24 protein-coding genes are annotated in these 24476 nt (G+C 68.9%); 13 read left to right on the top strand and 11 right to left on the bottom strand.

Annotation, left to right across the window (positions count from 1 at the left end):
- Positions 1 to 83 precede the first annotated feature (83 nt).
- The 13 genes from kdpF (at position 84) to ACT2FV_RS28300 (ending at position 14713) form a co-directional block, all read left to right on the top strand.
- Positions 84 to 176: a K(+)-transporting ATPase subunit F gene (gene kdpF / locus ACT2FV_RS28360; RefSeq protein WP_006752209.1), complete on the top strand. Its 93-nt coding sequence runs from the start codon at positions 84 to 86 to the stop codon at positions 174 to 176.
- Entirely contained in the window at positions 173 to 1978 is a 1806-nt protein-coding gene (gene kdpA / locus ACT2FV_RS28355) for a potassium-transporting ATPase subunit KdpA (RefSeq protein WP_444505209.1), read from the top strand. Before kdpF ends, kdpA begins: the two co-directional genes overlap by 4 nt.
- 54 nt (positions 1979 to 2032) lie before the next feature.
- The gene (gene kdpB / locus ACT2FV_RS28350; RefSeq protein WP_444505208.1) at positions 2033 to 4117 is read left to right on the top strand and encodes a potassium-transporting ATPase subunit KdpB; all 2085 of its coding nucleotides are present in this window, start codon (positions 2033 to 2035) and stop codon (positions 4115 to 4117) included.
- Between the two features lie 27 nt (positions 4118 to 4144).
- Positions 4145 to 4726 carry a potassium-transporting ATPase subunit KdpC gene (kdpC, locus tag ACT2FV_RS28345; protein ID WP_444505207.1) on the top strand — a complete coding sequence of 194 codons (582 nt, stop codon included), beginning with the start codon at positions 4145 to 4147 and terminating at the stop codon, positions 4724 to 4726.
- 146 nt (positions 4727 to 4872) lie between these two features.
- Positions 4873 to 7716 (top strand): sensor histidine kinase, encoded by a 2844-nt coding sequence (locus ACT2FV_RS28340; protein ID WP_151049498.1) that lies wholly within the window; start codon positions 4873 to 4875, stop codon positions 7714 to 7716.
- Complete coding sequence (kdpE, locus tag ACT2FV_RS28335) at positions 7709 to 8407, top strand: two-component system response regulator KdpE (protein ID WP_124626846.1); 699 nt, start codon at positions 7709 to 7711, stop codon at positions 8405 to 8407. Before ACT2FV_RS28340 ends, kdpE begins: the two co-directional genes overlap by 8 nt.
- A gap of 157 nt (positions 8408 to 8564) precedes the next feature.
- A complete protein-coding gene (locus ACT2FV_RS28330) occupies positions 8565 to 8849 on the top strand; it encodes a putative hemolysin (RefSeq protein ID WP_059689393.1) in 285 nt (94 codons plus the stop codon).
- 188 nt (positions 8850 to 9037) lie between these two features.
- Positions 9038 to 9358: a quaternary ammonium compound efflux SMR transporter SugE gene (gene sugE / locus ACT2FV_RS28325; protein WP_059533257.1), complete on the top strand. Its 321-nt coding sequence runs from the start codon at positions 9038 to 9040 to the stop codon at positions 9356 to 9358.
- 223 nt (positions 9359 to 9581) lie between these two features.
- Positions 9582 to 10199 (top strand): DUF4126 domain-containing protein, encoded by a 618-nt coding sequence (locus ACT2FV_RS28320; RefSeq protein WP_059600405.1) that lies wholly within the window; start codon positions 9582 to 9584, stop codon positions 10197 to 10199.
- A gap of 107 nt (positions 10200 to 10306) precedes the next feature.
- Complete coding sequence (locus ACT2FV_RS28315) at positions 10307 to 12811, top strand: ABC transporter permease (protein ID WP_444505457.1); 2505 nt, start codon at positions 10307 to 10309, stop codon at positions 12809 to 12811.
- Positions 12812 to 12853: 42 nt separating this feature from the next.
- Positions 12854 to 13264 (top strand): group II truncated hemoglobin, encoded by a 411-nt coding sequence (locus ACT2FV_RS28310; protein ID WP_059533253.1) that lies wholly within the window; start codon positions 12854 to 12856, stop codon positions 13262 to 13264.
- Between the two features lie 103 nt (positions 13265 to 13367).
- Complete coding sequence (locus ACT2FV_RS28305; RefSeq protein WP_151051550.1) at positions 13368 to 14099, top strand: alanyl-tRNA editing protein; 732 nt, start codon at positions 13368 to 13370, stop codon at positions 14097 to 14099.
- On the top strand, positions 14096 to 14713 hold the full coding sequence (locus tag ACT2FV_RS28300; protein WP_151051552.1) for a DUF924 family protein: 618 nt from the start codon (positions 14096 to 14098) through the stop codon (positions 14711 to 14713). The genes ACT2FV_RS28305 and ACT2FV_RS28300 overlap by 4 nt, the downstream gene beginning before the upstream one ends.
- Before the next feature lie 101 nt (positions 14714 to 14814).
- Here ACT2FV_RS28300 and ACT2FV_RS28295 read toward each other — a convergent pair whose 3' ends face one another.
- From ACT2FV_RS28295 to ACT2FV_RS28245, 11 genes are all read right to left on the bottom strand, one after another.
- Positions 14815 to 16713: an ArnT family glycosyltransferase gene (locus ACT2FV_RS28295; RefSeq protein WP_444505206.1), complete on the bottom strand. Its 1899-nt coding sequence runs from the start codon at positions 16711 to 16713 to the stop codon at positions 14815 to 14817.
- Positions 16714 to 16942: 229 nt separating this feature from the next.
- Positions 16943 to 17707, bottom strand: coding sequence for an SDR family oxidoreductase (locus ACT2FV_RS28290; protein ID WP_444505205.1), 765 nt, complete (start codon positions 17705 to 17707; stop codon positions 16943 to 16945).
- A gap of 22 nt (positions 17708 to 17729) precedes the next feature.
- Positions 17730 to 18311, bottom strand: coding sequence for an LOG family protein (locus tag ACT2FV_RS28285; RefSeq protein ID WP_059600411.1), 582 nt, complete (start codon positions 18309 to 18311; stop codon positions 17730 to 17732).
- On the bottom strand, positions 18308 to 19063 hold the full coding sequence (locus ACT2FV_RS28280; RefSeq protein WP_059600412.1) for a TetR/AcrR family transcriptional regulator: 756 nt from the start codon (positions 19061 to 19063) through the stop codon (positions 18308 to 18310). The genes ACT2FV_RS28285 and ACT2FV_RS28280 overlap by 4 nt, the downstream gene beginning before the upstream one ends.
- 194 nt (positions 19064 to 19257) lie before the next feature.
- Positions 19258 to 19794, bottom strand: a complete 537-nt coding sequence (locus tag ACT2FV_RS28275; protein ID WP_059600413.1) for a diacylglycerol kinase — start codon at positions 19792 to 19794, stop codon at positions 19258 to 19260.
- On the bottom strand, positions 19791 to 20825 hold the full coding sequence (locus tag ACT2FV_RS28270; protein WP_059533238.1) for a glycosyltransferase family 4 protein: 1035 nt from the start codon (positions 20823 to 20825) through the stop codon (positions 19791 to 19793). Before ACT2FV_RS28270 ends, ACT2FV_RS28275 begins: the two co-directional genes overlap by 4 nt.
- Before the next feature lie 30 nt (positions 20826 to 20855).
- Positions 20856 to 21794: a UDP-2,3-diacylglucosamine diphosphatase gene (locus ACT2FV_RS28265; protein ID WP_124626855.1), complete on the bottom strand. Its 939-nt coding sequence runs from the start codon at positions 21792 to 21794 to the stop codon at positions 20856 to 20858.
- A 264-nt stretch (positions 21795 to 22058) separates the two neighbouring features.
- Positions 22059 to 22499 carry an RDD family protein gene (locus tag ACT2FV_RS28260; protein WP_409364579.1) on the bottom strand — a complete coding sequence of 147 codons (441 nt, stop codon included), beginning with the start codon at positions 22497 to 22499 and terminating at the stop codon, positions 22059 to 22061.
- Positions 22500 to 22577: 78 nt separating this feature from the next.
- A complete protein-coding gene (locus ACT2FV_RS28255; RefSeq protein WP_444505204.1) occupies positions 22578 to 23333 on the bottom strand; it encodes a DUF3106 domain-containing protein in 756 nt (251 codons plus the stop codon).
- Positions 23334 to 23359: 26 nt separating this feature from the next.
- Complete coding sequence (locus tag ACT2FV_RS28250) at positions 23360 to 23785, bottom strand: DUF3619 family protein (RefSeq protein WP_124903381.1); 426 nt, start codon at positions 23783 to 23785, stop codon at positions 23360 to 23362.
- Positions 23782 to 24345, bottom strand: coding sequence for an RNA polymerase sigma factor (locus ACT2FV_RS28245; RefSeq protein ID WP_124626863.1), 564 nt, complete (start codon positions 24343 to 24345; stop codon positions 23782 to 23784). Before ACT2FV_RS28245 ends, ACT2FV_RS28250 begins: the two co-directional genes overlap by 4 nt.
- Positions 24346 to 24476 lie beyond the last annotated feature (131 nt).

Genomic DNA, 24476 nt, shown 5'->3' with positions numbered 1-24476 from the left:
GCACTGGTGTTGTTCACCGCGCTGATCCTCGGTTTGCTTGCCGGTTGCGAGAAGCTCGTGCAATACGGTCGCGGGGGGCGCGCATGACCTGGATGCTTTGGCTCGCGGGTGCCTCGACGGCCCTGCTGTTCGCGTATCTCGTCTTTGCGCTGCTGCGCGCGGAGGACATCGAATGAACGCGAACAACCTGTTGCAGATACTGCTGTTCATCGTCGTGCTGCTCGCGGCGGCCGTGCCGGTCGCGCGCTACCTGACGGGCGTGATGGACGGCAGTTCGCGCGTCGTGCGCGTGTTCGGGCCGCTCGAGCGCGCGTTGTACCGCATCGCCGGCGTCGACGCCGGCACCGAAATGAACTGGAGGCAGTATGCGATCGCCACGATCGCGTTCAACGCGCTCGGCGCGCTGTTCCTGTACGGTCTGCTGCGCCTGCAGGGCTTCCTGCCCGGCAATCCGCAGCAATTCGGCGCGATGACGGCCGACGGCGCCTTCAACACGGCCGTCAGCTTCGTCACCAACACCAACTGGCAGGACTACACGCCCGAGCAGACCGTCAGCTACCTGACGCAGATGCTCGGCCTGACCGTGCAGAACTTCCTGTCGGCGGCAACGGGCATCGTCGTGGTGATCGCACTGATCCGCGGCTTCGCGCGTCATACCGCGCAGACGATCGGCAACTTCTGGGTCGACCTGACGCGCGTGACGATGTACGTGCTCGTGCCGATGTCGATGATCATCGCCGCGCTGCTGATGAGCCAGGGCGTGATCCAGAACATGAAGGCTTACCAGGACGTGCCGGTGCTGCAGGCGAGCACCTACGCGGCGCCGAAGCTCGACGCGCAGGGCAACCCGGTGAAGGACGACAAGGGCAACCCGGTGACGGTGCCCACGCCGCTCACGAAGCAGACGCTCGCGATGGGCCCGGTCGCGTCGCAGGAAGCGATCAAGATGCTCGGCACCAACGGTGGCGGCTTCTTCAACGCGAACTCGGCGCACCCGTACGAGAACCCGACGCCGTTCGCGAACTTCCTGCAGATCTTCTCGATCCTGATCATCCCGGCCGCGCTGGCCCTCGTGTTCGGCCGGATGATCGGCGACCGCCGGCAGGGCATCGCGGTGCTCGCGGCGATGACGGTCGCGTTCGCGATCGCGATCGGCGTCGAGGTGAGCGCCGAGCAGGCCGGCAACCCGACGCTCGCCGCGCTGCACGTCGACCAGTCGACGAGCGCGCTCCAGGCGGGCGGCAACATGGAAGGCAAGGAAACGCGCTTCGGCATCGCGCAGACCGGCATCTTCACGGTCGCGACGACGGCCGCGTCGTGCGGCGCGGTCGACACGATGCACGATTCGCTGACGCCGCTCGGCGGTCTCGTGCCGATGCTGCTGATGCAGCTCGGCGAGGTGATCTACGGCGGTGTCGGTTCCGGCCTCTACGGGATGCTCGTGTTCGCGCTGCTCGCGGTGTTCGTCGCCGGCCTGATGATCGGCCGCACGCCGGAATACGTCGGCAAGAAGATCGAGTCGTACGAGATGAAGATGGTGTCGATCGTCGTGCTGCTCACGCCGCTGCTCGTGCTGGTCGGCACGTCGATCGCCGTGCTCGCCGATGCGGGTCGTGCCGGCATCGCGAACCCGGGCCCGCACGGCTTCTCGGAAATCCTGTACGCGTTCAGCTCGGCCGCGAACAACAACGGCAGCGCGTTCGCGGGCCTGACGGTCGGCACGCCCTTCTACAACTGGATGACCGCGATCGCGATGTGGTTCGGCCGCTTCGGCACGATCGTGCCGGTGCTGGCGATCGCCGGCTCGCTCGCCGCGAAGAAGCGCATCGCGGTGACGAGCGGCACGCTGCCGACGCACGGCCCGCTGTTCGTCGTGCTGCTGCTCGGCACCGTGATGCTGGTGGGCGCGCTGACCTACGTGCCGGCGCTCGCGCTCGGCCCGGGCGTCGAGCATCTGATGATGTGGCTGGGCGCGTGATGCGCGCCCGCATGGCGACACCTTGCAAAGACTGAAGAGATTGAAGAGATCGCAATGACTCAACATTCCGCAACACGGTCCATGTTCGATCCGGCGCTGCTGCGTCCGGCGATCGTGGATTCGTTCAAGAAACTCACGCCGCGCACGCAGTTCCGCAACCCGGTGATGTTCTGCGTGTACGTCGGCAGCATCCTGACCACGATCCTGTGGATCGCGGCGCTCGCCGGCCAGGCCGAGGCGCCGGCGGGCTTCATCCTCGCGATCGCGCTGTGGCTGTGGTTCACGGTGCTGTTCGCGAACTTCGCCGAAGCGCTCGCCGAAGGGCGCTCGAAGGCGCAGGCCGCATCGCTGCGCAGCGCGAAGAAGGACGTGATGGCGAAGAAGCTCAACGAGCCGCATCCGAAGTCGCCGATCCGCATCATGACCGCGTCCGACCTGCGTCGTGGCGACGTCGTGCTGGTCGAGGCCGGCGACGTGATCCCGGCCGACGGCGAAGTCGTCGAGGGCGTCGCATCGGTCGACGAATCGGCGATCACCGGCGAATCCGCGCCGGTGATCCGCGAATCGGGCGGCGACTTCTCGTCGGTGACGGGCGGCACGCGCGTGCTGTCCGACTGGATCGTCGTGAAGGTCACCGCGAACCCCGGCGAGGCGTTCCTCGACCGCATGATCGCGATGGTCGAAGGCGCGAAGCGCAAGAAGACGCCGAACGAGGTCGCGCTGACGATCCTGCTCGTCGCGCTGACGATCGTGATGCTGCTCGCGACCGCGACGCTGCTGCCGTTCTCGATGTTCTCGGTCGAGGCGATGAAGGCCGGCCACGTGGTGACGATCACCGCGCTCGTTGCGCTGCTCGTGTGTCTGATCCCGACGACGATCGGCGGGCTGCTGTCGGCGATCGGCGTGGCCGGGATGAGCCGGATGATGCAGGCGAACGTGATCGCGACGTCGGGCCGCGCGGTCGAAGCGGCCGGCGACGTCGACGTGCTGCTGCTCGACAAGACCGGCACGATCACGCTCGGCAACCGCCAGGCGTCGATGTTCGTGCCCGCGCCGGGCGTGACCGAGGAAGCGCTGGCCGACGCCGCGCAGCTGTCGTCGCTCGCCGACGAAACGCCGGAGGGCCGCAGCATCGTCGTGCTCGCGAAGGAACGCTTCAACATCCGCCAGCGCGACATGGCGCAACTGCATGCGACGTTCATCGGCTTCTCCGCGCAGACGCGGATGAGCGGTGTCGATCTGCCCGGTCGTGAAATCCGCAAGGGCGCGGCGGATGCGATCCGCCGCTACGTCGAGACGCACGGCAGCCGCTTTCCGGAAGAAGTGCGCCGCGCGGTCGACGACGTCGCGCGCCGCGGCAGCACGCCGCTCGTCGTGGCCGACCTGCATGACGGCGTGGCGCGCGTGCTTGGCGTGATCGAGCTGAAGGACATCGTGAAGGGCGGCATCAAGGAGCGCTTCGCGGAACTGCGCAAGATGGGCATCAAGACCGTGATGGTGACGGGCGACAACCGGCTCACCGCCGCGGCGATCGCGGCGGAAGCGGGCGTCGACGACTTCCTCGCGGAAGCGACGCCGGAAACCAAGCTGGCGACGATCCGCGAGCATCAGGCGGCGGGGCGCCTCGTCGCGATGACGGGCGACGGCACCAACGACGCACCGGCGCTCGCGCAGGCCGACGTGGCGGTCGCGATGAACACCGGCACGCAGGCGGCGAAGGAAGCCGGCAACATGGTCGACCTCGACTCGAACCCGACGAAGCTGATCGAGATTGTCGAGATCGGCAAGCAGATGCTGATGACGCGCGGATCGCTGACCACGTTCTCGATCGCGAACGACATCGCGAAGTACTTCGCGATCATCCCGGCCGCGTTCGTGACGACGTACCCGCAACTGCGCGTGCTCGACATCATGCATCTGACGTCCCCGGCGTCGGCGATCCTGTCGGCGGTGATCTTCAACGCGCTGATCATCGTCGCGCTGATCCCGCTCGCGCTGAAGGGCGTCACCTACCGGCCGCTCGGCGCCGCGTCGCTGCTGCGCCGCAACCTGCTGGTGTACGGCCTCGGCGGCGTGCTGCTGCCGTTCCCGTTCATCAAGCTGATCGACATGACGCTCGCCGCGCTCGGCTGGGCCTGATGCGCCGTACCTGAAGGAAGAACCATCATGAAATCGTTGATTCGCCCGCTCGTCGTGATCTTCGTCGTACTGACCGTCGTGACGGGTCTCGCCTACCCGGCCGTGATGACCGTGTTCGGCCAGGCCGTGTTCCCGTCGCAGGCGAACGGCAGCCTGATCGAGAAGGACGGCAAGGCGGTCGGCTCCGCGCTGATCGGCCAGCCGTTCGATGCGCCGAAGTACTTCTGGGGCCGGCTGTCGGCCACGTCGCCGATGCCGTACAACGCGACCGGCTCCGGCGGCTCGAACCTCGGCCCGCTGAACCCGTCGCTGGCCGACCAGGTGAAGGCGCGCATCGCCGCGTTGCGCGACGCGGGCACCGACATGTCGAAGCCCGTGCCCGTCGACCTCGTGACGGCGTCGGCGAGCGGCCTCGATCCGGAGATCACGCCGGCCGCCGCCGCGTACCAGGTCGAGCGCGTCGCGAAGGCGCGCAGCCTGACGGCCGATGCGGTTGCGCAACTCGTCGCCGCGAACACGACGGGCCGCCAGTTCGGCGTGCTCGGCGAGCCGCGCGTGAACGTGCTGAAGCTGAATCTCGCGCTCGACGCGGCCCAGGCCGCGCACTGAGCGTAGGCGACAACCTGCGTCCGGCGCGGGCCGATCCGCGTCGGACGGCTTTTCCGACGGCGCATGCGCCGTCTTTGCCTTTTGCGGCGATTTGGAACAACAATGACGGTACTCGTTCGCAATCCCGCGCTTCGCCTTCCTGACGCATGAACCGCCCCGATCCCGACCAACTCCTCGACAAGCTGCAGCGAGACGAAGAAAAGCAGCGGCGCGGCCAGCTCAAGATCTTCTTCGGTGCGTCCGCCGGCGTCGGCAAGACCTACGCGATGCTGCAGGCCGCGCGCCAGCGGCTGCAGGATGGTGTCGACGTCGTCGTCGGCATCGTCGAGACCCACGGCCGCGGCGAAACCGCCGCGCTGCTCGACGGCCTCGACGTGCTGCCGCTCGCGCGCATCGACTATCGCGGCCGCACGCTCGCCGAATTCGATCTCGACGGCGCGCTCGCGCGTGCGCCGCAACTGATCCTCGTCGACGAACTCGCGCATTCGAACGTGCAGGGCGCGCGTCACCTGAAGCGCTGGCAGGACGTCTACGAACTGCTCGACGCGGGCATCGACGTGTACACCACCGTCAACGTCCAGCATCTCGAAAGCCTGAACGACGTGGTCGGCGCGATCACCGGCATCCGCGTGTGGGAAACCGTGCCCGACCGCGTGTTCGACGCGGCCGACGAGGTCACGCTGGTCGACCTGCCGGCCGAGGAACTGCTCGCGCGGATGCGCGACGGCAAGGTGTATCTCGCGCAGCAGGCCGAGCGCGCGGTGCGCAATTTCTTCCGCAAGGGCAACCTGATCGCGCTGCGCGAACTGGCGCTGCGGCGCACGGCAGACCGCGTCGACGCGCAGATGCGCGAATACCGCGCCGACCGTTCGATTCAGCGCATCTGGCAGGCGCGCGAGCGGCTGCTCGTGTGCGTCGGGCCCGGCCCCGAGGCGCCGACGCTCGTGCGCGCGGCCGCGCGGCTCGCCGCGAGCCTGAAGGCCGACTGGATCGCCGTCTACGTGGAGACGCCGCGCCTGCAGCGGCTGCCCGACGCGCGGCGGCAGCGCACGCTCGACGCGCTGAAGCTCGCGGTCGAGCTCGGCGCGGAGACGGCCACGCTCGCCGGCGACGACGCGGTCGCCGCGCTGATCGGCTATGCGAAGGTGCGCAACGTGTCGAAGCTCGTCGCGGGCGGCTCGCCGAAGGTCGGGCTCGCGCGCCGCTTCGCGCGGCCATTCGGCGAAAAGCTCGCCGAGCGCGCAGGCGACGTCGACCTGATGCTGATCCGCGCGTCGGCGAGCGACGAAGTGCGCGCCGCGCCGCTCGACGCGCGTGCACGCGACTGGCGCGACGCGTTCGCGCAATTCGGCATGCGGCGTTCGCCGCCGCGTCACTACCTGTACGCGGCCGCAATCTGCGCGGTGATCACCGGCGTCGCGAGCATCGTGTCCGAGCGGCTCGACCTGACGAACCTCGTGATGCTGTATCTGCTCGGCGTCGTGTTCTCGGCCGTGCGGCTCGGGCGTGGCCCGGGCGTGCTGCAGTCGTTCCTGTCGGTCGCCGCGTTCGATTTCTTCTTCGTGCCGCCGCGCATGTCGTTCTCGGTCAGCGACACGCAGTACTTGCTGACCTTCTTCGGGATGCTGCTGACGTCGCTCGTGATCAGCCACCTGACGTCGACGCTGACGCGCCAGGCGAGCATCGCGCAGCGCCGCGAGCGCCGCACCGGCGCGATCTACGCGATGGCGCGCGAGCTCGGCGCGGCGTTGACGACCGAGCAGATCGTCGAGATCGGCAGCCGCCACGTGGGCGAGGTGTTCCGCGCGCGCGTGGCGTTCCTGCTCCCAGACAGCGCGGACAAGGTGCGGCAGAAGATCGAGGAGCCCGATGCGGCCGTCACGCTGACGGGCGCCGATCTCGACAGCGACGTCGGCCAGTGGGTGTACGACCAGCAGAAGCCGGCCGGCCGCGGCACCGACACGCTGCCCGCGACCGCCGCGCTGTACCTGCCGCTGAAGGCGCCGATGCGCACGCGTGGCGTGCTCGCGGTCGCGTCGCGTGACCCGGGGGAGCTCGAGGTGCCCGAGCAGCTGCGGATGCTCGATGCGTTCGCCGCGCAGATCGCGCTCGCGCTCGAGCGCGTGCATTACGTCGAGATCGCACGCGACGCGCTCGTCAACATGGAGTCCGAGCGGTTGCGCAACTCGCTGCTGTCGGCGATCTCGCACGATCTGCGCACGCCGCTCACGACGATCGTCGGCTTCTCGTCGATGCTCGCGAACGGGCGCGCGGCCGCGCAGGGCGGCGACGCGGCGGCAGCCGAACGTTTCGCGCAGCGCGAGGGCGAACTCGTCGACGCGATCCACGACGAGGCGCTGCGGATGACGGGCATCGTCACGAACCTGCTCGACATGGCGCGGCTGCAGGCCGGCAGCCTGCAGCTCAAGCGCCAGTGGTCGCTGCTCGAGGAAACCGTCGGCGCCGCGCTCGCCGCGTGCAAGCGCGTGCTCGCGCGGCATCCCGCGCGCGTGTCGCTGCCGGCCGACCTGCCGCTCCTGCAGATGGACGCGGTGCTGATGGAGCGGCTGTTCACCAACCTGTTCGAGAACGCGGCGAAGTATACGCCGCCCGATACGTCGATCGACATCGGCGCCGAGCGCGTGACCGACGACGGCCAGCCGTTCGTGCGCGTGCACGTCGACGATCACGGCCCGGGCCTGCCGGCCGGCATGGAAACGCGGATCTTCGACAAGTTCACGCGCGGCGAGAAGGAATCGGCGACGCCGGGCATCGGGCTCGGCCTCGCGATCTGCCGCGCGATCGTCGAGGCGCATGGCGGTAAAATCGGCGCGCTCAACCGTACCGCGCCCGACGGCCGCGTGACGGGCGCGCGCTTCTGGTTCACGCTGCCGGTCGACACGCCGCCGGCCGTGCCTGCCGTACCCGACGACGAAATCGACGTGCCCGGTGCATCGTCCCCCTCCGAGCCATTGCCAGACCATGAGTGAACCGAGCCTGACCGTCGTCCTGATCGAGGACGAGAAACAGATCCGCCGCTTCGTGCGCGCCGCGCTCGAAGAGGAGGACATCGCCGTGTTCGAGGCGGAGACGGGCAAGCAGGGGCTGATCGACGCGGCGACCCGCAAGCCCGATCTCGTGATCGTCGATCTCGGCCTGCCCGACACCGACGGCCTCGACGTGATCCGCGAGCTGCGCGGGTGGTCCGAGGTGCCGGTGATCGTGCTGTCCGCGCGCACGCAGGAAGAGGAGAAGGTCGCCGCGCTCGACGCGGGCGCAGACGACTACCTGACCAAGCCGTTCGGCGTGTCCGAGCTGCGCGCGCGGATCCGTGCGCAACTGCGCCGGCGCAACCAGGGCGGTGCGAACGAATCGCCGAAGGTGGGCTTCGGCGGCGTGACCGTCGATCTCGCGCTGCGCCAGGTGTGGCGCGACGGCGAGATCGTGCACCTGACGCCGCTCGAATACCGGCTGCTCGCGACGCTCGTGCGGCATGCGGGGCGCGTGCTCACGCACCGTCAACTGTTGCGCGACGTATGGGGGCCGTCGCACGTCGAGAGCCATCACTATCTGCGGATCTACATGGCGCATCTGCGCCAGAAGCTCGAGCGCGATCCCGCGCAGCCCGAGCACATCATTACCGAAACGGGCGTCGGCTACCGGCTCGTCGGCGCTGCGTGACGTCCGCGGCATGCCGCGTGATGCGGCCCGAATGCAAGGCCGCACGCCGGTGAAGTTGCATCGGCGCGACATTGCGGCCGCATGCGCCGGCCGCGCACACCGGCCACGGATTCCCCGCTATGCTGATCGTTCCGCGAACGAAACCGAGGAGCGTGCCATGTCCGTCCGTCTCGTCGTCATCAGTGCGCTGGCGCTTGCCGCGCCCGGCGCGTTCGCGCAGCCGCTGCCGCCCGGGCAGCAGCCTTCGGCCCCGCAGCAGGCGCTGGCCAATCCGGCGTCAGTCAATTGCGAAAAGCTCGGCGGCCGCCACGTGATCCGCAACCTGCCGAGCGGGCAGGTCGGCATGTGCGTGTTCAAGGACGGCCGCGTGTGCGACGAATGGGCGTTGTACCGCGACGACCGCTGCATCGGCGGTGGCGGCGCCAAGCGCGTGTCGAACTGAGACCGGGCGCGGCAGGGCGGGCGTGGCCGCGCCATGCGCCGGCCTGCCCCCGTTCATCCCCGTTCGCCCCCGCGGCCGGTGCATCCGGCATGCCTGTAAGCGTCTTGTTATACTCGGCGCCGCCCGGGGACGACCCCGGGTCATTCGCTTCAACGGGGACGGCCCCATCCGATCCGGAGTACGTCGAGATGGCGTGGGTATTGTTGTTGATTGCCGGTTTGCTGGAAGTGGCCTGGGCGGCCGGCATGAAATCGTCCGAGGGTTTCACGAAGCTCGGACCGTCGGTGTTTACGATCGTGACGGCGCTCGCCAGCTTCGGGCTGCTCGCCGTCGCGATGCGCCAGTTGCCGCTCGGCACCGCGTATGCGGTGTGGACGGGCATCGGCGCGGTCGGCGCGTTCGTGTTCGGGATCGTGATGATGGGCGAGGCGCTCACCGCCGCCCGCGTCGCGAGCGCGTCGCTGATCGTGCTCGGGCTGGTCGGCCTGAAGCTGTCGTCGGCTGCCTGACGCCGACGCGCCGGGCGCCGGCCGGCGTCCGCGCCCGGCCGTGACGCACTGCGGAATTGCGGCGGCCCTCCTGCCAGCCTGTCTATAATGGAACGGATTCGGGCCTGAATGTCGCCGTGCCGTTCTCGGCACGCGGCGCCGGTCGCCACGCGCCGCGCGGCCGGTCGTACCGACTCGATCCGATCAATCGGCAAAGCGCACGGAAAAGTGCAAGGAGAGGGCCATGATCGAAGCCATTTCGCTCGGCGCGGGGCTCGCGTGGGCGAGCGGGCTGCGCCTTTACCTGACGGTGCTGATCGCCGGCGTGCTCGCGCGGGTCGGCTGGCTCCATCTGCCGGACACGCTCGCGGTCCTGATGTCGCCGTGGGTCATCGGCGCCGCCGCCGTGCTCGCCGTCACCGAATTCCTTGCCGACAAGATTCCCGCGTTCGATTCGCTGTGGGACGCGGTGCACACCTTCATCCGCATTCCGGCCGGCGCGGTGCTGGCCGCCGGTGCGCTCGGCCATGCCGACCCGACCGTGCTCGCTGTCGCCGGGCTGGCCGGCGGTTCGCTCGCCGGTGCCGCCCACGTCGCGAAGGCCGGCACGCGCGCGCTGATCAACCTGTCTCCCGAGCCGATCTCGAACTGGGTCGCGTCGTCCACCGAGGACGGCCTCGTGTTCGGCGGCCTCGCACTCGCGTTCTTCGTTCCGCTCGCGTTCCTCGTCCTGCTCGCGGCGTTCATCGCGGCGTCGGCCTGGGCGCTGCCGCGTTTGTGGCGCGGCGTGTCGGGCGGCTTTCGCGGGATGGCGAACCACATGGTGTCGCGGCTCAATTCGATCGGGGGCAAGCGCGATTGAAGGCGCCGTCACCCGTCGAGCGGCAGCACGCTGACCCGTCGCCGGCCGGGCGGCCCGGCCATGCCGGCCGCTTCGGCCTGCACGACCTGATTCGCCAGGCCGCGCGGATGACCGCGCGCGACTGGCGCGCCGGCGAACTGACGCTGCTCGTGCTGGCGCTGGTGCTCGCGGTCGCCGCGCTGACGAGCGTCGGCTTCCTCGCCGACCGGCTGCGCCAGGGGCTCGAGCGCGACGCGCGCCAGATGCTCGGCGCCGATTTCGTCGTGCGCGCCGACCATCCCGTCGATCCATCGTTCGACCGCGAGGCGCGCGCACTCGGGCTGCGTACCGCGACGACCGCGATCTTCCCGAGCATGATCGCATCGGCCGCCGGCGGGCAGGCGAGCGACGCGGCGCCGGCGCGCCTCGCGGCGGTGAAGGCCGTCTCGCCCGGGTATCCGCTGCGCGGCGCGGTCGAGATCGTGCCGGCCGGCACGACCGTCGCGCACAAGGCGACCGCGATCCCCGCGCCAGGTACCGTGTGGGCCGATCCCGCGCTGCTCGACGCATTGCATCTGAAGGCGGGGGACACCGTGCGTGTCGGGCTGCGCACGTTCACGGTGGCCGCGTCGATCTCCCGCGAACTCGATCGCGGTTTCTCGTTCGTCAATTTCTCGCCGCGGCTGATGATGCGCGCGGACGAGCTCGCCGCGACGGGGCTCACCGGTTACGGCAGCCGCGTCACGTACCGGCTGCTCGTGGCCGGCGACACACCGGCCGTCGCGCGCTTCGAGGCCTACGCGCACGCGCGCGTCGACGGCGGCAAGGTGCGCGGCGTCGGTCTCGAATCGTTGCAGGAAGGCCAGCCGCAGGTGCGCCAGACGCTCGATCGCGCACGCCATTTCCTTACCCTCGTCGCGCTCCTCACCGCGCTGCTCGCGGCGGTCGCGATCGCGATGGCCGCGCAGCGCTACATGCGGCGCCATCTGGACGGTTGCGCGACGATGCGCTGCCTCGGCGTGAGCCGTCGCACGCTCGGCGCGCTGTTCGCGCTCGAATTCGCCGGCATCGGCATCGTCTCGGGCGTCGCCGGCGCGGTGCTCGGCTACGCCGGCCACTGGGCGCTCCTCGCGGCGATCGGCAGCCTGATCGACGTCGTGCTGCCGCCGCCCACGCCTTGGCCCGCGCTCGTCGGGATCGGCGCCGCGCTCGTGCTGCTGCTCGGCTTCGCGCTGCCGCCGCTTGCACCGCTCACCCGCGTGCCGCCGGTGCGCGTGCTGCGGCGCGACTGGGGCGACGCGTCGCGCACGGCCTGGGCCTTGTACGCGCTCGGTGTCGTGCTGTTCGCGGGGCTGCTGATCGTCGCGGCAGGCAACCTGAAGCTCGGGCTGATCGTCGCGGGCGGGTTCGCGGGCGCCTTGGTCGGCTTCTCGCTGATCGCGCGGCTCGCGCTGTACGCGGCGGCGCGCGCGGTGCGCGATGCGCGCGTGGCAGCGGGCGTCGGCTGGCGCTATGCGCTCGCGTCGCTGCACCGGCGCGGCACGGCCAGCGCGCTGCAGATCACCGCGCTCGCGCTGGGCCTGATGTGCCTGCTGCTGATCGCGATCACGCGCAACGACCTCGTCGCGGGCTGGCGGCAGTCGACGCCGCCCGATGCGCCGAACCAGTTCCTGATCGACATCCAGCCCGACCAGCGCGACGACGTCGCGGCATGGCTCGCCGCGCACGGCGTACGCGACGCGGTGCCCGCGCCGATGGTGCGCGGCCGGCTCGTCGCGATCAACGGCAAGCCGGTGAACCCGGACGCATATCCGTCGGACGAGGCGCGCCGGCTCGTCGACCGCGAGTTCAACCTGTCGTATACGACCGAGCTGCCGTCGGACAACCGGATCGTCGCCGGCGACTGGTTCGGCCGCTCCGCCAGCCCGCAGATCTCGATCGAGGCCGGGCTCGCGAAGACGCTGAACGTGAAGCCGGGCGACACGCTGCGCTTCGACGTGACGGGGCTGACGGTCGATGCGCCGATCACCAGCGTGCGCAAGCTCGACTGGGGCTCGTTCCGCGTCAACTTTTTCGTGCTGATGCCGCCGCCCGTGCTGAAGGATTTCCCGGCCGTCTACCTGACGAGCTTCCACCTGCCGGCCGAGCAGGCGGCGCTGCTCGATCCGCTGATCGCGCGCTACCCGAACCTGACCGCGATCGACGTTGCACCGATCCTCGCTCAGTTGCAGCGGATGATGCTGCAAGTGGTCGGCGCGGTGCAGTTCCTGTTTGCGTTTACGCTCGCGGCGGGTGTGCTCGTGCTGTACACGGCGCTCGCCGGCTCGCGCGACGAGCGCGTGCGCGAGGCTGCGCTGCTGCGCGCGCTCGGCGCGTCGCGCGCGCAAATCAACGCCGTGCAGCGCGTGGAATTCATCGTCGTCGGCGCGCTGGCCGGCGCGCTGGCGTCGGCCGGTGCGATCGCGGTCGGCTGGGTGCTCGCGTCGCGCGTGTTCGACTTCCGGCTCGCCGTCGATCCGTGGCTCGTGCCGGCCGGCATCGCGGCCGGCGTCGCGTGCGCCGGTGCGGCCGGCTGGCTGAGCCTGCATAATGTGTTGCGGCGCCCGGCGCTGCAGTCGCTGCGCGACGCCTGAGCGTCGCCGGCGGCCCCGACTATCCCGTTTCCGATTATCCGTATGACCGATGTGAATGATGAGGCGCCGTCGCAACCGACGGCGTTCGAGCTCGTGGGCGGCGAAGCCCGCGTGCGCGAAATGGTGGACCGCTTTTACGACCTGATGGACCTCGAGCCCGAGTTCGCGGAGATTCGCGCGCTGCATCCGGCGTCGCTCGACGGCTCGCGCGACAAGCTGTTCTGGTTCCTGTGCGGCTGGCTTGGCGGCCCCGATCACTACATCAGCCGGTTCGGCCATCCGCGGCTGCGCGCGCGGCATCTGCCGTTCCCGATCGCGTCGGTCGAGCGCGATCAGTGGCTGCGCTGCATGGCGTGGGCGATGGAGGACATCGGGCTGGCCGAGCCGCTGCGCGAACGGCTCATGCATTCGTTCTACGACACGGCCGACTGGATGCGCAACCGGCCCGGTTGATCGACCGGTACGCCGCTGTCCGGACGCCGGACGATCTGCGTCTGGGCGCCTGGCCCGTGCGGCGCGACACTGACCGCTTCCCCATCGATACGAGGCTCGCCCGATGACGACCCACGCACTGTTTCGTGAAGATGCCTATCTGACGCAATGCGAGGCCGTCGTCGCGGCCGTCGACGATGACGGCATCCGCCTCGACCGCACCGTGTTCTATCCGCTTGGCGGCGGGCAGGCCGGCGACAGCGGCACGCTGACGCTGCCCGACGGCAGCACGATCACGATCGCCGACACGCGCAAGGCGAAGTTCGACGGTGCGACGCCCGACGATGCCGTACACGTGCCGGCGAAGGGCCAGGAAGCGCGCGTCGCGGCGCTCGCCACCGGCGCGCGCGTGGTCGCGGACATCGACTGGCTGCGCCGCTACCGGCACATGCGGCTGCATACGGCCGCGCACCTGATGTGCGCGGTGCTGCCGTACCCGGTCGACGGCTGCAGCGTGACAGCCGACTACGTGCGGCTCGATTTCGCGACGTCGGACGCGATCGACCGCGTCGACGTCGAGCGCCGTCTCGCGGCGCTGGTCCACGGCGCGCATGCGGTCACCACCGAATGGATCACCGACGCCGAGATGGCCGAGCGGCCCGACCTCGTGCGCACGATGAGCGTGAAGCCGCCGATGGGGCTGGGCCGCGTGCGGCTGCTGCGCATCGAAGGGGTCGATCTGCAGCCGTGCGGCGGCACGCATGTGCGCAATACGTCGGAAATCGGCGACCTGCGGGTCGCCAAACTTGAAAAGAAGAGCGCGCGGACACGGCGCCTCGTACTGGAGTTTGCATGACGGTCGAAAACCTGACGGACAGTGCCGCGGCGCTCGATCCGCAAGCGCGCGAGATTCTCGATTTCTGGTTCGGCGAGCCTGGTTCGGTCGAGTTCGGCCACGCGCGCAAGGTGTGGTTCAACGGCGGTGCGGCGTTCGACGAGGTACTGCGGACGCGCTACGGCGCCTTGCTCGACGCCGCGTGCGACGGCGCCCACGATCACTGGGCCGACACGCCGCTCGGCGCGCTCGCGCTGATCGTGGTGCTCGACCAGTTCTCGCGCAACATTCATCGCGGCACGCCGCGTGCGTTCGCCGCCGATTCGAAGGCGCTGGCGCTCGCGCGGCGCGTCGTGGCGGCAGGGTGGGACGCGCAATTGCCGAGCGGCCATCACCGCGCCTTTGCGTACCTGCCGTTCGAACATGACGAGTCGGACGAGAGCCAGCGCGAGGCAGTGCGCCTTTGCGCGGGCATTCGCGGCGAGGCCGAATGCGAGAGCTATCACCACTTCGCGTTGCGTCATGCGGCCGTGGTCGAGCGCTTCGGTCGTTTTCCGCACCGGAACGCGATTCTCGGCCGTGTGTCGACCGATGCGGAGACGGCATTCCTGCGCGAGCCGGGCTCGTCGTTCTGACGTGCGGGGCGGTGGGGCGGCGGGCGTGAAAGCGCGCTTGAGCGCCGCTTGCCTGGCCTCCCGGAAATGACGACGGCGCCGTTTCGCGGCGCCGCCTTGCATTACTGCGTTTCGTGCTCTTCGGGGGTGCGCACGTAGACGCGCAGCAGTTCCTCGTCGTCGCCCGGGCGAGCGCCGGTCCAGAACAGTTTCCAGTCGCTGCCCGGCGCCGGATCGACTGACCGCACGCCCTGGACGATCATCCACGTGCAGCGTGTCGCCTTCGCGTCGTCGATCGGCGTGTGCTGGATACCGGAGAAGTAGTACAGCATCGGCGCTTCCGATTCCCCGAGCCCGTGCAGGCTCGCCATGCAGTCGCCGTCGCTCCATTCGAGGGCGAGATGCGCGTTCAGGTCGTCGAATACCGACCGGTAACTCTTCGCCACGTCGAGCCACGGCAGCAACAGCGTATACACGAGGCCCCACGCAACCACAGCACCCGCGCCCCACGACAGCGCGCCGCGCCAGAGGCCGGTGGTGCGCAGCTTCGGCAGCAGCCACAGCCAGCCGGCCGTCAGCACGAGCGCGCCGATCACAAGTCCGGGCACGATCGGCATCGTCCAGTCGAGCGGCAGCCATCGGCCGAGCGGCGCGAGGCCTGCACGCGATGCACCCGGATCGGCCATTACTGCCCAGATCCCCCACGCGAGCGCGACGACGGTGCCGAACAGCAGGCGGCTCAGGTAATCCCATGCAAGATGCAGCCCGCGCGGCAGGCGCTCGATCGCCTGTGCGGCAACCAGCGCGAGCGGCGCGAAGAACGGCAGGATGTAGAGCTGGCGCGAGGTCGCGGACACTTGCAGTACCGCGAGGCCAATCCCGGCGAACAGGACGGGCAGCGCGATGCGCGGCGTGCGCCACTCGCGCCATGCGCCGCGTGCCAGCGCGACGATCGCGAGCGGCGCGACCGGGAAGCCGAGCAGCAGGAACGCACGCAGGATGAAGAACGGCTTGTCGTTTTCCGCGCCGAGTTCCGGCACCGAGAAACCGAAGAAGCGGCCGACGTTGTTGTCCCAGAACCAGGTCATGAACAGCGTCTCGGAACGCAGGAACAGCGTGGTCGGCCAGATGAGCGCGAACGGTGCGAACACGAGCGCGGCGACGCCGAGCGAGCGCGCGAACGCACGTGTACGGCAGGCAGGGTAGAGCACCAGCGCGCCCGTGAGCGTGGCCGCGAACACGAGCGGCACGAACAGCCCCTTTGCCATCAGCGCGATGCCGACGCCCACGCCGAAGATCGGCGCGGCCCAGCGGCCGGACGGCCGCACCGGCAGCCCATGCCGCATCTGGCGCGCGCGCGCGACATGCTGCATCACGAGCTCGAGCAGGCCGCAGAAGCCCATCGCGGTGCCCGCGAACAGCGCGACGTCCGTCATCATGTCGTGCACGTGCTTGACCACGACGAGCGTGCTCGCGCTCAGCACGACGGGGCCGATCACGCGCAGGTCGAGCCAGCTGTCGGCCCGGCTGGCACTGCGTGCCGCGCGTGCGATGAAGCCGAACGCGAGCGCTGCGAACAGCGCGCTCGCGAGCCGTGCCGCGTCGTGCAGTGGCATCACCCGCTGCAGCAGCCACGCGAGGCTCGTCGCGACCCACGCGTAAAGCGGCGGCTTTTCCATGAACGGCTGGCCGGCGTTGGTCGGCACGACGAAGTCGCCCGTCTCGAGCATGTGCTGGATGATGCCGAACGTATAGGTTTCGTCCTGCTTCCACGGATCGTGGCCGAGCACGCCCGGCAGCGTGTACGCGCAGACCAGTGCGGCAACCAGCAGCCAGACGCGCCAGCCGAGCCGGACGACGCGATCGCCGGCGGCGTCCGTCGCGGCGGTGCCGGCCACGGCAGGCGTGCCGGCGGCATGGAGCGTCGCGCTGAGGTCGGGATCGGCGGCTGATCGGGCGTGCGTGGCCGAAGCGGGCACGGACGTGCGTCGCCGGCGGCCGGGCGCTGCGGTTCCTGGCATGGAAAAGATCTCGGTCGGGTCAAGCTGGTCCGGCGACATGGGCCGGACCCAGTAAGGGTCGCATCAAGGCGAGATGACAGCCGGATGACCGGCTGTTTTTGGCTTGGCGCTAGTAAAGCACGGAACTGTTACGGATGTTTACTGAAATGGTCACGATATTGTGGAGATTTGTGGTGTCGTGACCACGGACCGCTTCAGCCGGTCCGTTTTTCCGCCTTCTGGGGCGCGATTACCGGCCGCCGCCGACGTCGAGCAGGGCGCCCGTCGTGTATGACGCCGTGTCGCCGAGCAGCCAGACGATCGCTTCCGCGATCTCTTGCGCCTCGCCCGCACGGCCGAGCGGGGTCTGCGCGCCGAGGCGTGCCGCGCGGCCCGGCTGGCCGCCGCTCGCATGGATATCCGTCTCGATCAGGCCGGGCCGCACCGCGTTGACGCGCACGCCGTGCGGCCCGAGTTCCTTCGCGAGGCCGATCGTCAGCGAATCGACCGCGCCCTTCGAGCCCGCGTAGTCGACGTACTCGTTCGGCGAACCGAGCCGCGACGCGATCGACGACACGTTGACGATCGCGCCGCCGTGCCCGCCGCGATCGGTGGACAGCCGGCGCGCGGCTTCGCGCGCACACAGGTAGGCGCCGAGCACGTTGGTATCGAACATCCGCCGCAGCCGGTCGACCGGCATGTCGGCGAGCGGCATCGACGGCGCGACGATCCCTGCATTGTTGACGAGTGCGTCGAGGCGACCGAACGCCGACGCCACGGTGTCGAACATCGCGATGACGTCCGCTTCGTTCGCGACGTCGCCGGCCACGACGCAGGCGCGAGCGCCGGCGTCGCGAACGGCTTGCGCGGTCAGTTCGGCTGCCGCCGCGTCGCGTGCGTAGTTGATGCCGACGTCCCAGCCGCGCTCGGCCGCGAGCACGGCGGTCGCGCGGCCGATGCCGCGGCTCGCGCCGGTGATGAGGACGGCCTTGCGCTCGGACGACGGTGCGGGCATCGCGTGCGGCTCCCGATAAACGTTACTTGGCTGCGTCCGGCGCCCACTTGTCGCGGACGGGCGGCTGGTAGCGGCGCAGCTGTTCGATCAGCGCGACCGGTTCGGCGTCGATGCACAACGCGTCGAAGTAAGTCGGGCGCATGAAGCCTTCGTCGACCGTATGGCGCAGCAGCGCGATCAGCGGATCGTAGAACGAATCGATGTTGTACAGCGCGACGGGCTTGCGGTGATAGCCGAGCTGCGCCCAGGTATAGACCTCGAAGAATTCCTCGAGCGTGCCGGCGCCGCCGGGCATCGCGACGAACGCATCCGCGAGGTCGGCCATCATCTTCTTGCGGTGGTGCATGTCGGGCACGACGTGCAGCTCGGACAGCCCGGTGTGGCCGACTTCCTTGTCGACCAGCAACTCGGGGATCACACCGACCACATGGCCGCCGGCCGCCATCACTTCATCGGCGATCACGCCCATCAGGCCGACGCGGCCGCCGCCGTAGACGAGCGTGAGGCCCGCATCGACGAGCGCGCGGCCGAACGCGCGCGCGGCGTCCGCATAGACGGGCCGCACGCCGGACGACGAGCCGCAGTAAACACAGACTGCCTTCATTGTTTCGTATCCTTCGCGGCGGGCTTGGCGGCGACCGGGCTGCCCGCCGGGCGCGGCGAACCGTCGCGCGGCGGCAGGTAGTCGGTGAACTGGCGCTTGGGCAGCTTGCCGGAGACGAGATCGTCGAACAGCTGGCGCGAACGGCCGCGCAGGTACGGGGCCATGACCGAGATCACATGCATGCTCACCTGGTGCAGCTCTTCGCGGATCGCGTCCTGGTCGTTGTATTTGCGCGGGTGCATCACGTACTGATACGACAGCCAGTACGTCGAGATCACGGCCATGTTGGTGGCGATGACCTCGATCTCGGCGGGCGTCGCGACCATTTCGGCGTCGGACACGAGCAGCTCGCACATGTCGTGCGCGAAGCGCACCTTGTGGCTGATGATCTGCTTGAAGTGCGTCTCGAGCGTGCGGTTGCGCGCGAGCAAGTCGTTGAGGTCGCGATACAGGAACCGGTAGGTCCACATGAAGTCGGCCATGTACTGCAGGTACGACCAGGTTTCGTCGATCGTCGGACGGTGATCTTCGGGAAAGCGCAGCCGCCGTTCGATCTGCTGCTCGAACTGCGCGAAGATGCTGTTGATGATGTCGTCCTTGTTGCGGAAATGGTAGTACAGGTTGCCTGGACTGATTTCCATTTCCTCGGCGATCGTCGTGGTCGTGACGTTCGGCTCGCCGATCTCGTTGAAGAGTTTCAACGACAACTCGAGAATCCGTTCGCGGGTGCGGCGGGGAGGTTTCGCTTCCATGTCGTCCGGCCCTGTGTGTGCCGGACTGGCGGGCGCTGCAATCGATGCTGCGAGATTCGTCCGGCGCGGGTTGCTGTTCTAAGTCTAGCGGACGATTATAAACCGCTGTTTCCTGACAACGGGCGCATTTCGTGATCGCGGCGCGTTCCCCGCGCATGGTGCACCGCCGCACGGCGGCGATGCCGCGGATGCCGCTAGAAGCCGAGCCAGCGTGCGATCACCGGGCCGAGCACGAAGCCCCACGTCGTCACGCACGCGAACAGCGCGACCGTGACCGCCGCGCTGCCGAGATCCTTCGCGCGCTTCGACAATTCGTGGCGCTCGAGCGAGATGCGATCGATCGCGGCCTCGACGCTCGAATTCAGCAGCTCGACGATCAGCACGAGCAGCACCGACGCGATCAGCAGCGCGCGCGATGCGGCGGGGACCGGCGAGAACGCACCGATCGGCAGCATCAGCGCGGCGAGCGTGAGCTCCTGGCGAAACGCGCTCTCCTCGCGGATCGCGACGCGAAACCCGTTCAGCGAATGCTTGAGCGCGTACCACGCACGCGTGATGCCGCGGTGGCGCTTGTACGGGTTCGGCGGCAGCGGCGCGAGCCGATCGTCGGGGCCGAGCGGTTCGTGCGGGTGCACGTCCGCGTCGGCGTGCGGCTCTTCTTCGTCGAACGGACGATGTGGTTGCGCCGTCGTGGCAGGGGGCGGGGTCTTGTCGTTCAGGTCTCGTTTCAAACGGCGGCACCTTCGGCGGGCGAGTACGCAGTCTTCGGCAGCGGTTTCAGATGCGACGCGAACTGCTCGGACGCCGCGCGCCACGAAAAGCGCTCGGCCCACGCGCGGGCAGTCTCGCGTTCGATCTTGAGCGCCTCGAGGCAGGCTTCCTGCAGGTCTTCGTGCATCGCGCCGGCATCGCCCCCGCCGAGCACGTCGATCGGGCCCGTGACCGGGTACGCGGCGACCGGCGTGCCACACGCGAGCGCCTCCAGCAGCACGAGGCCGAACGTGTCGGTGCGACTCGGGAACACGAACACGTCGGCCGCAGCATACACCTTGGCGAGCTCGGCTTGCGACAGGACGCCGAGATAGTTCGCTTCCGGATAGCGCGATTTCAGCTCTGCGAGCGCCGGACCTTCGCCCGCGACCCACTTCGAGCCGGGCAGGTCGAGGCGCAGGAATGCCTCGACGTTCTTCTCGATCGCGACGCGGCCCACGTACAGGAAGATCGGCCGCGCGGTATTGAGCACCTTCGACTCCATCGGCCGGAAGATGTCGAGGTCGACGCCGCGCGTCCACAGCACGACGTTCGTGAAGCCGAACTTCTCGAGGTCCTGCTTCACGACCGGGGTCGGCGCCATCACCGCGAGCGACGGCCCGTGGAACCAGTGCAGGAACTTGTAGGTCGCCGACAGCGGAATGCCGAAGCGCGCCTGCACGTATTCAGGAAAGCGCGTGTGGTACGCGGTCGTGTACGGCAGCTTGCGTGCGCGCGCATAGCGTCGCGCGGCGAGGCCGAGCGGGCCTTCGGTCGCGATGTGCAGGGCGTCGGGTGCGAACGCATCGATCCGGGCGCGCAGCTTGCGGTACGGCAGAATCGACAGGCGGATCTCGGGATAGGTCGGGCAGGGCACCGTGCGGAATTCCAGCGGCGTCAGCATTTCGACCCGGTGGCCGAGCGCGGTGAGTTCGCGGGAGGTGCTCTTCAGCGTGCGCACGACGCCGTTGACCTGCGGTTCCCACGCGTCGGTGACGATCATGATCTTCATCGCGGCATGTGTCCTGTAAGTGGAGTTGTGTCAGGCGGTGGCCTTGGCCTTGCGCGACGGGGCAGCAGACGGCGCGGTGCGCATCGCCGTCCAGTAGACGATCTTCAGTTCGCCTTCCATCGTTTCGACGAGCGCGGACAGGCTTTCGACCCAGTCGCCGTCGTTGCAGTACAGCACGCCGTCGATGTCGCGGATCTCCGCCTTGTGGATGTGCCCGCACACGACGCCGTCGCAGCCGCGGCGGCGCGCTTCGTCGGTCATCACGGTCTCGAACTGCGAGATGAAGTTCACCGCGTTCTTCACCTGATGCTTCAGGTACTGCGACAGCGACCAGTACTGGAAGCCCAGCCGGCTGCGGATCCGGTTGAACCAGCGGTTCAGCACGAGGATCAGCGTGTAGAGCGTGTCGCCGAGATACGCGAGCCATTTCGCATGCTGGATCACGCCGTCGAACAGGTCGCCGTGGACAATCCACAGGCGCTTGCCCGCGAGCGTCGTGTGAAATGCCTCGCCCCGCACCTGGATGTCACCGAACGCGAGGTCGCAGAACTGCCGCGCGCCTTCGTCGTGGTTGCCCGGAATGTAGACCACCTGCGTGCCCTTGCGCGCCTTGCGCAAGACCTTCTGCACGACGTCGTTGTGCGCCTGCGGCCAGTACCAGCCCTTCTTCAGCTGCCAGCCGTCGATGATGTCGCCGACGAGGTACAGGTATTCCGAATCGTTGTGGCGCAGGAAGTCGAGCAGATACGGCGCCTGGCATCCGCTCGAGCCGAGATGGATATCGGACAGCCAGATCGTGCGGTAGCGATGGGCGGACGGCTCGGGGTCGTCGTGCTGCCTGGCGTGCGCGGCCGTCGGCTCGTTCGACGAAAGGGCATCGGTTGCGGCCGAGCCGGACAGGAAGGCGGTGACGGCGCGGGCGCCGAGGGGTTGACGGAACAGGGAGGTCGCGGACGTTTTCTGGCCCATGCATGACTCGCGCCGGTTGACATTACCGGCATTGCGCCATGCGGGCGTGACCATGCCGTGACAGTCACGAGACGTTCTTATTACTGTCGTTCCGCCATGTTTAGCAGTGAATGCGGCGGCGTTGCGCAATCTGCCGAACCGACCGCCTTTGCGATGATCGGGCACGCCGAGCGGGGTGGCTGTGACGGTGCCTTCAAGGGATTTCGTCTGACGGATGCGCCGACGCGCGGAACCGGTCGCGCTCGTGCGGACCGCGCGAGCGCGTCAGCGCGGAATCGCGACGACGCGCGTGCGGGCGATGCGATCGTGCGGGAATTGACGATCGGCGTGCAGGCGGGCGGCGCTGGCCCATGCGACGATCCACGCGGCAGCCAGCGCGAGCGTGACGGGCACCGACAGGCCGAGGAGCGGATGCAGCGCGAGCGGCGGCAGGAACCACAGCCACCCGAGCGCGTAGCGGACGAGCGCATGGCCGGTGTTCAGCGGCTGGCCGCTGGACGATTCGAGCCGCAGCCGCCAGGTCTTCATCGGCAGCGTCTGGCCGCCGTGGGTCCAGAACCAGACGAAGTACCCGCCGACGACGAGCGCGATCCACGCGGCGAGGAGGTTGTGATGAACGAGGCCGTTGCGCTGCTGCGTCGCGAGGCTGAATGCGAGGCCGGCGAAGAACACGATGCCGAACAGCAGCACGGCTTCGTACAGCATCGCGGCGAGGCGCCGCCGCACGGACGGCGCGGCGAAGACGGCCGGGGCCTGGGGTGCGGGGGCGCTCGCCACGTCGGGTCAGGAACCCTTGAACATCGACGGCGCGTCGGCCGGCGAGACGGGCGTGACGGTCGCGGGTGCGGTGCCGGACGTGGATGATGCCGCCACGGGCGGTGTGCCGGCGCCGGCCGTAGCGGGCGCCGATGCCGGCGCGGCGTTGCTCGCCGGATGCTCGTGCGAATTGACGAGGCGGCGCACATCGCGGTCGGCGACCGTCGGCGGCGCGCTGACGACGCTCGGTCGGCGACGGCGCTCGGTCGCGGCCAGGCGCTCCTTCTGTTCTTCGGGAAGTTGCTGGTAGGCCTTCCACGCACGCTCGCGCGCCTGCGCGGACAGCTCCTTCGCGCTCTGGTAATTCTCACGCGCGACGCGGCGCTGCTCGGGCGTCATCCGCACCCACTCGGACATCCTGTCCTGCAGGTGCTTCTGCTCATCGGGCGTCAATTTCGCGAAACGTGATGCGATCTTCAGCCATTTGCGCTTGCGAGCGTCGCTGAAGCCGTCCCACTGGTCGGCGAACGGCGCGAGTGCCGAGCGTTGCGCAGGCGTCAGGCGCGCCCACGACAGCGGGCCGTTGGCGGCCGGCAGCGGCAGGGGCAGCGGGGCGAGTTCGTTGGTCAGCCCGGCGGCGGCCGAGGTCGGCGCGGGCGCGCTGCTGGCCGCCGCGGAGACCGTCGCGGCGGGCGGGTTGAATCGGGAATAGGTGGCGACGTAGGAAACGGCGATCGCGATCACGCATCCGAAAAATACGGCCAGGCCGCGTTTCTGACTCACCCGTGCGATCCCCTCGTTATTCTCTGTTAGCGTGCGTGCGAAAGATACGCGTTGAACCCGTGATCGAGATACGCGTTGAGCGGCAGGTCGTCGCTGAGCATCGCCGCGTCGATGTCGGCGAGTTCGGCGGTGCGCTGCATGTCTTCCCAGTACGCGATGCCGACGAGCCCCGCGAGCAGCAGCGCGAGCGGCCAGGCGCGCAGCAGGCGGCGCGCGAACGACGTCTGCGGGCGACTCGCGGGCGGCGTGCCGTATGCGGCGGCGGCACCGGCGAAGGCGGGCACGAACACCGGCGCGGTCGCGGGTTCCGGCTTCTTGCGCGCGAGCGCGGCCCCGCGCGCGGCGGCCAGACGGTCAGTGGTCGCGGCAGGCAGCGCCGCGGCACGTTCGTCCAGCGCGCGGCGGACCTTCAGCGCGAATTCGTGTTCTCGATTTACGGGAGCGGAGCTCATAGCGTGATTCCTTTGGCCTTGAGCGCTTGCGCCAGGGTGTGGGTGGCTCGCGAGCAGTGCGTCTTGACGCTGCCTTCGGAGCACCCCATTGCGGCGGCAGTCTCGGCGACATCCATATCTTCCCAATAACGCATCAGGAACGCTTCCCGTTGACGCGTCGGAAGTTTCTGGATTTCTGCGTCGATCAGGGCCAGAACCTGCTCCCGCTCGAGGCGGTGCTCGGTGCTCTCGACGCCCGCGTTGTCGTCCGCGGACTCGAGCGTTTCCAGCGGATCGAAGTCCTCGTCGTCCGTGTTGTTGAGCGACGAAAAGAGCGTGACCCAGGTATTGCGGACCTTTTGCCGGCGGAACCAGTCATGGATCGCGTTCTGGAGGATCCGCTGGAACAGCAGCGGCAGCTCGGCCGCCGGCCGGTCGCCGTACTTCTCCGCCAGCTTGATCATCGCGTCCTGCACGATGTCGAGCGACGCATCGTCGTCGCGCACGGCGTACGCAGCCTGCTTGAACGCGCGCCTTTCGACGCCCGCCAGAAAGTCGGCGAGTTCCTTGTCTGATGCCATTCCGTAAAGGTATGCGCTGCGGACTGCGGCGTGTGAAAGGTCGAAAAATTTCGTAAAACCCGCGGATGCTAACAAATTTTCGCGCGACTTGGCACCGGTGACGGCTCGGTACGTTGCGCGCGAGCAGCGTC

It is taken from the genome of Burkholderia sp. PR2 (assembly GCF_052372875.1).
GTDB classification, from domain to species: domain Bacteria; phylum Pseudomonadota; class Gammaproteobacteria; order Burkholderiales; family Burkholderiaceae; genus Burkholderia; species Burkholderia diffusa.
This window is presented reverse-complemented; position numbering and strand designations above follow the sequence as displayed.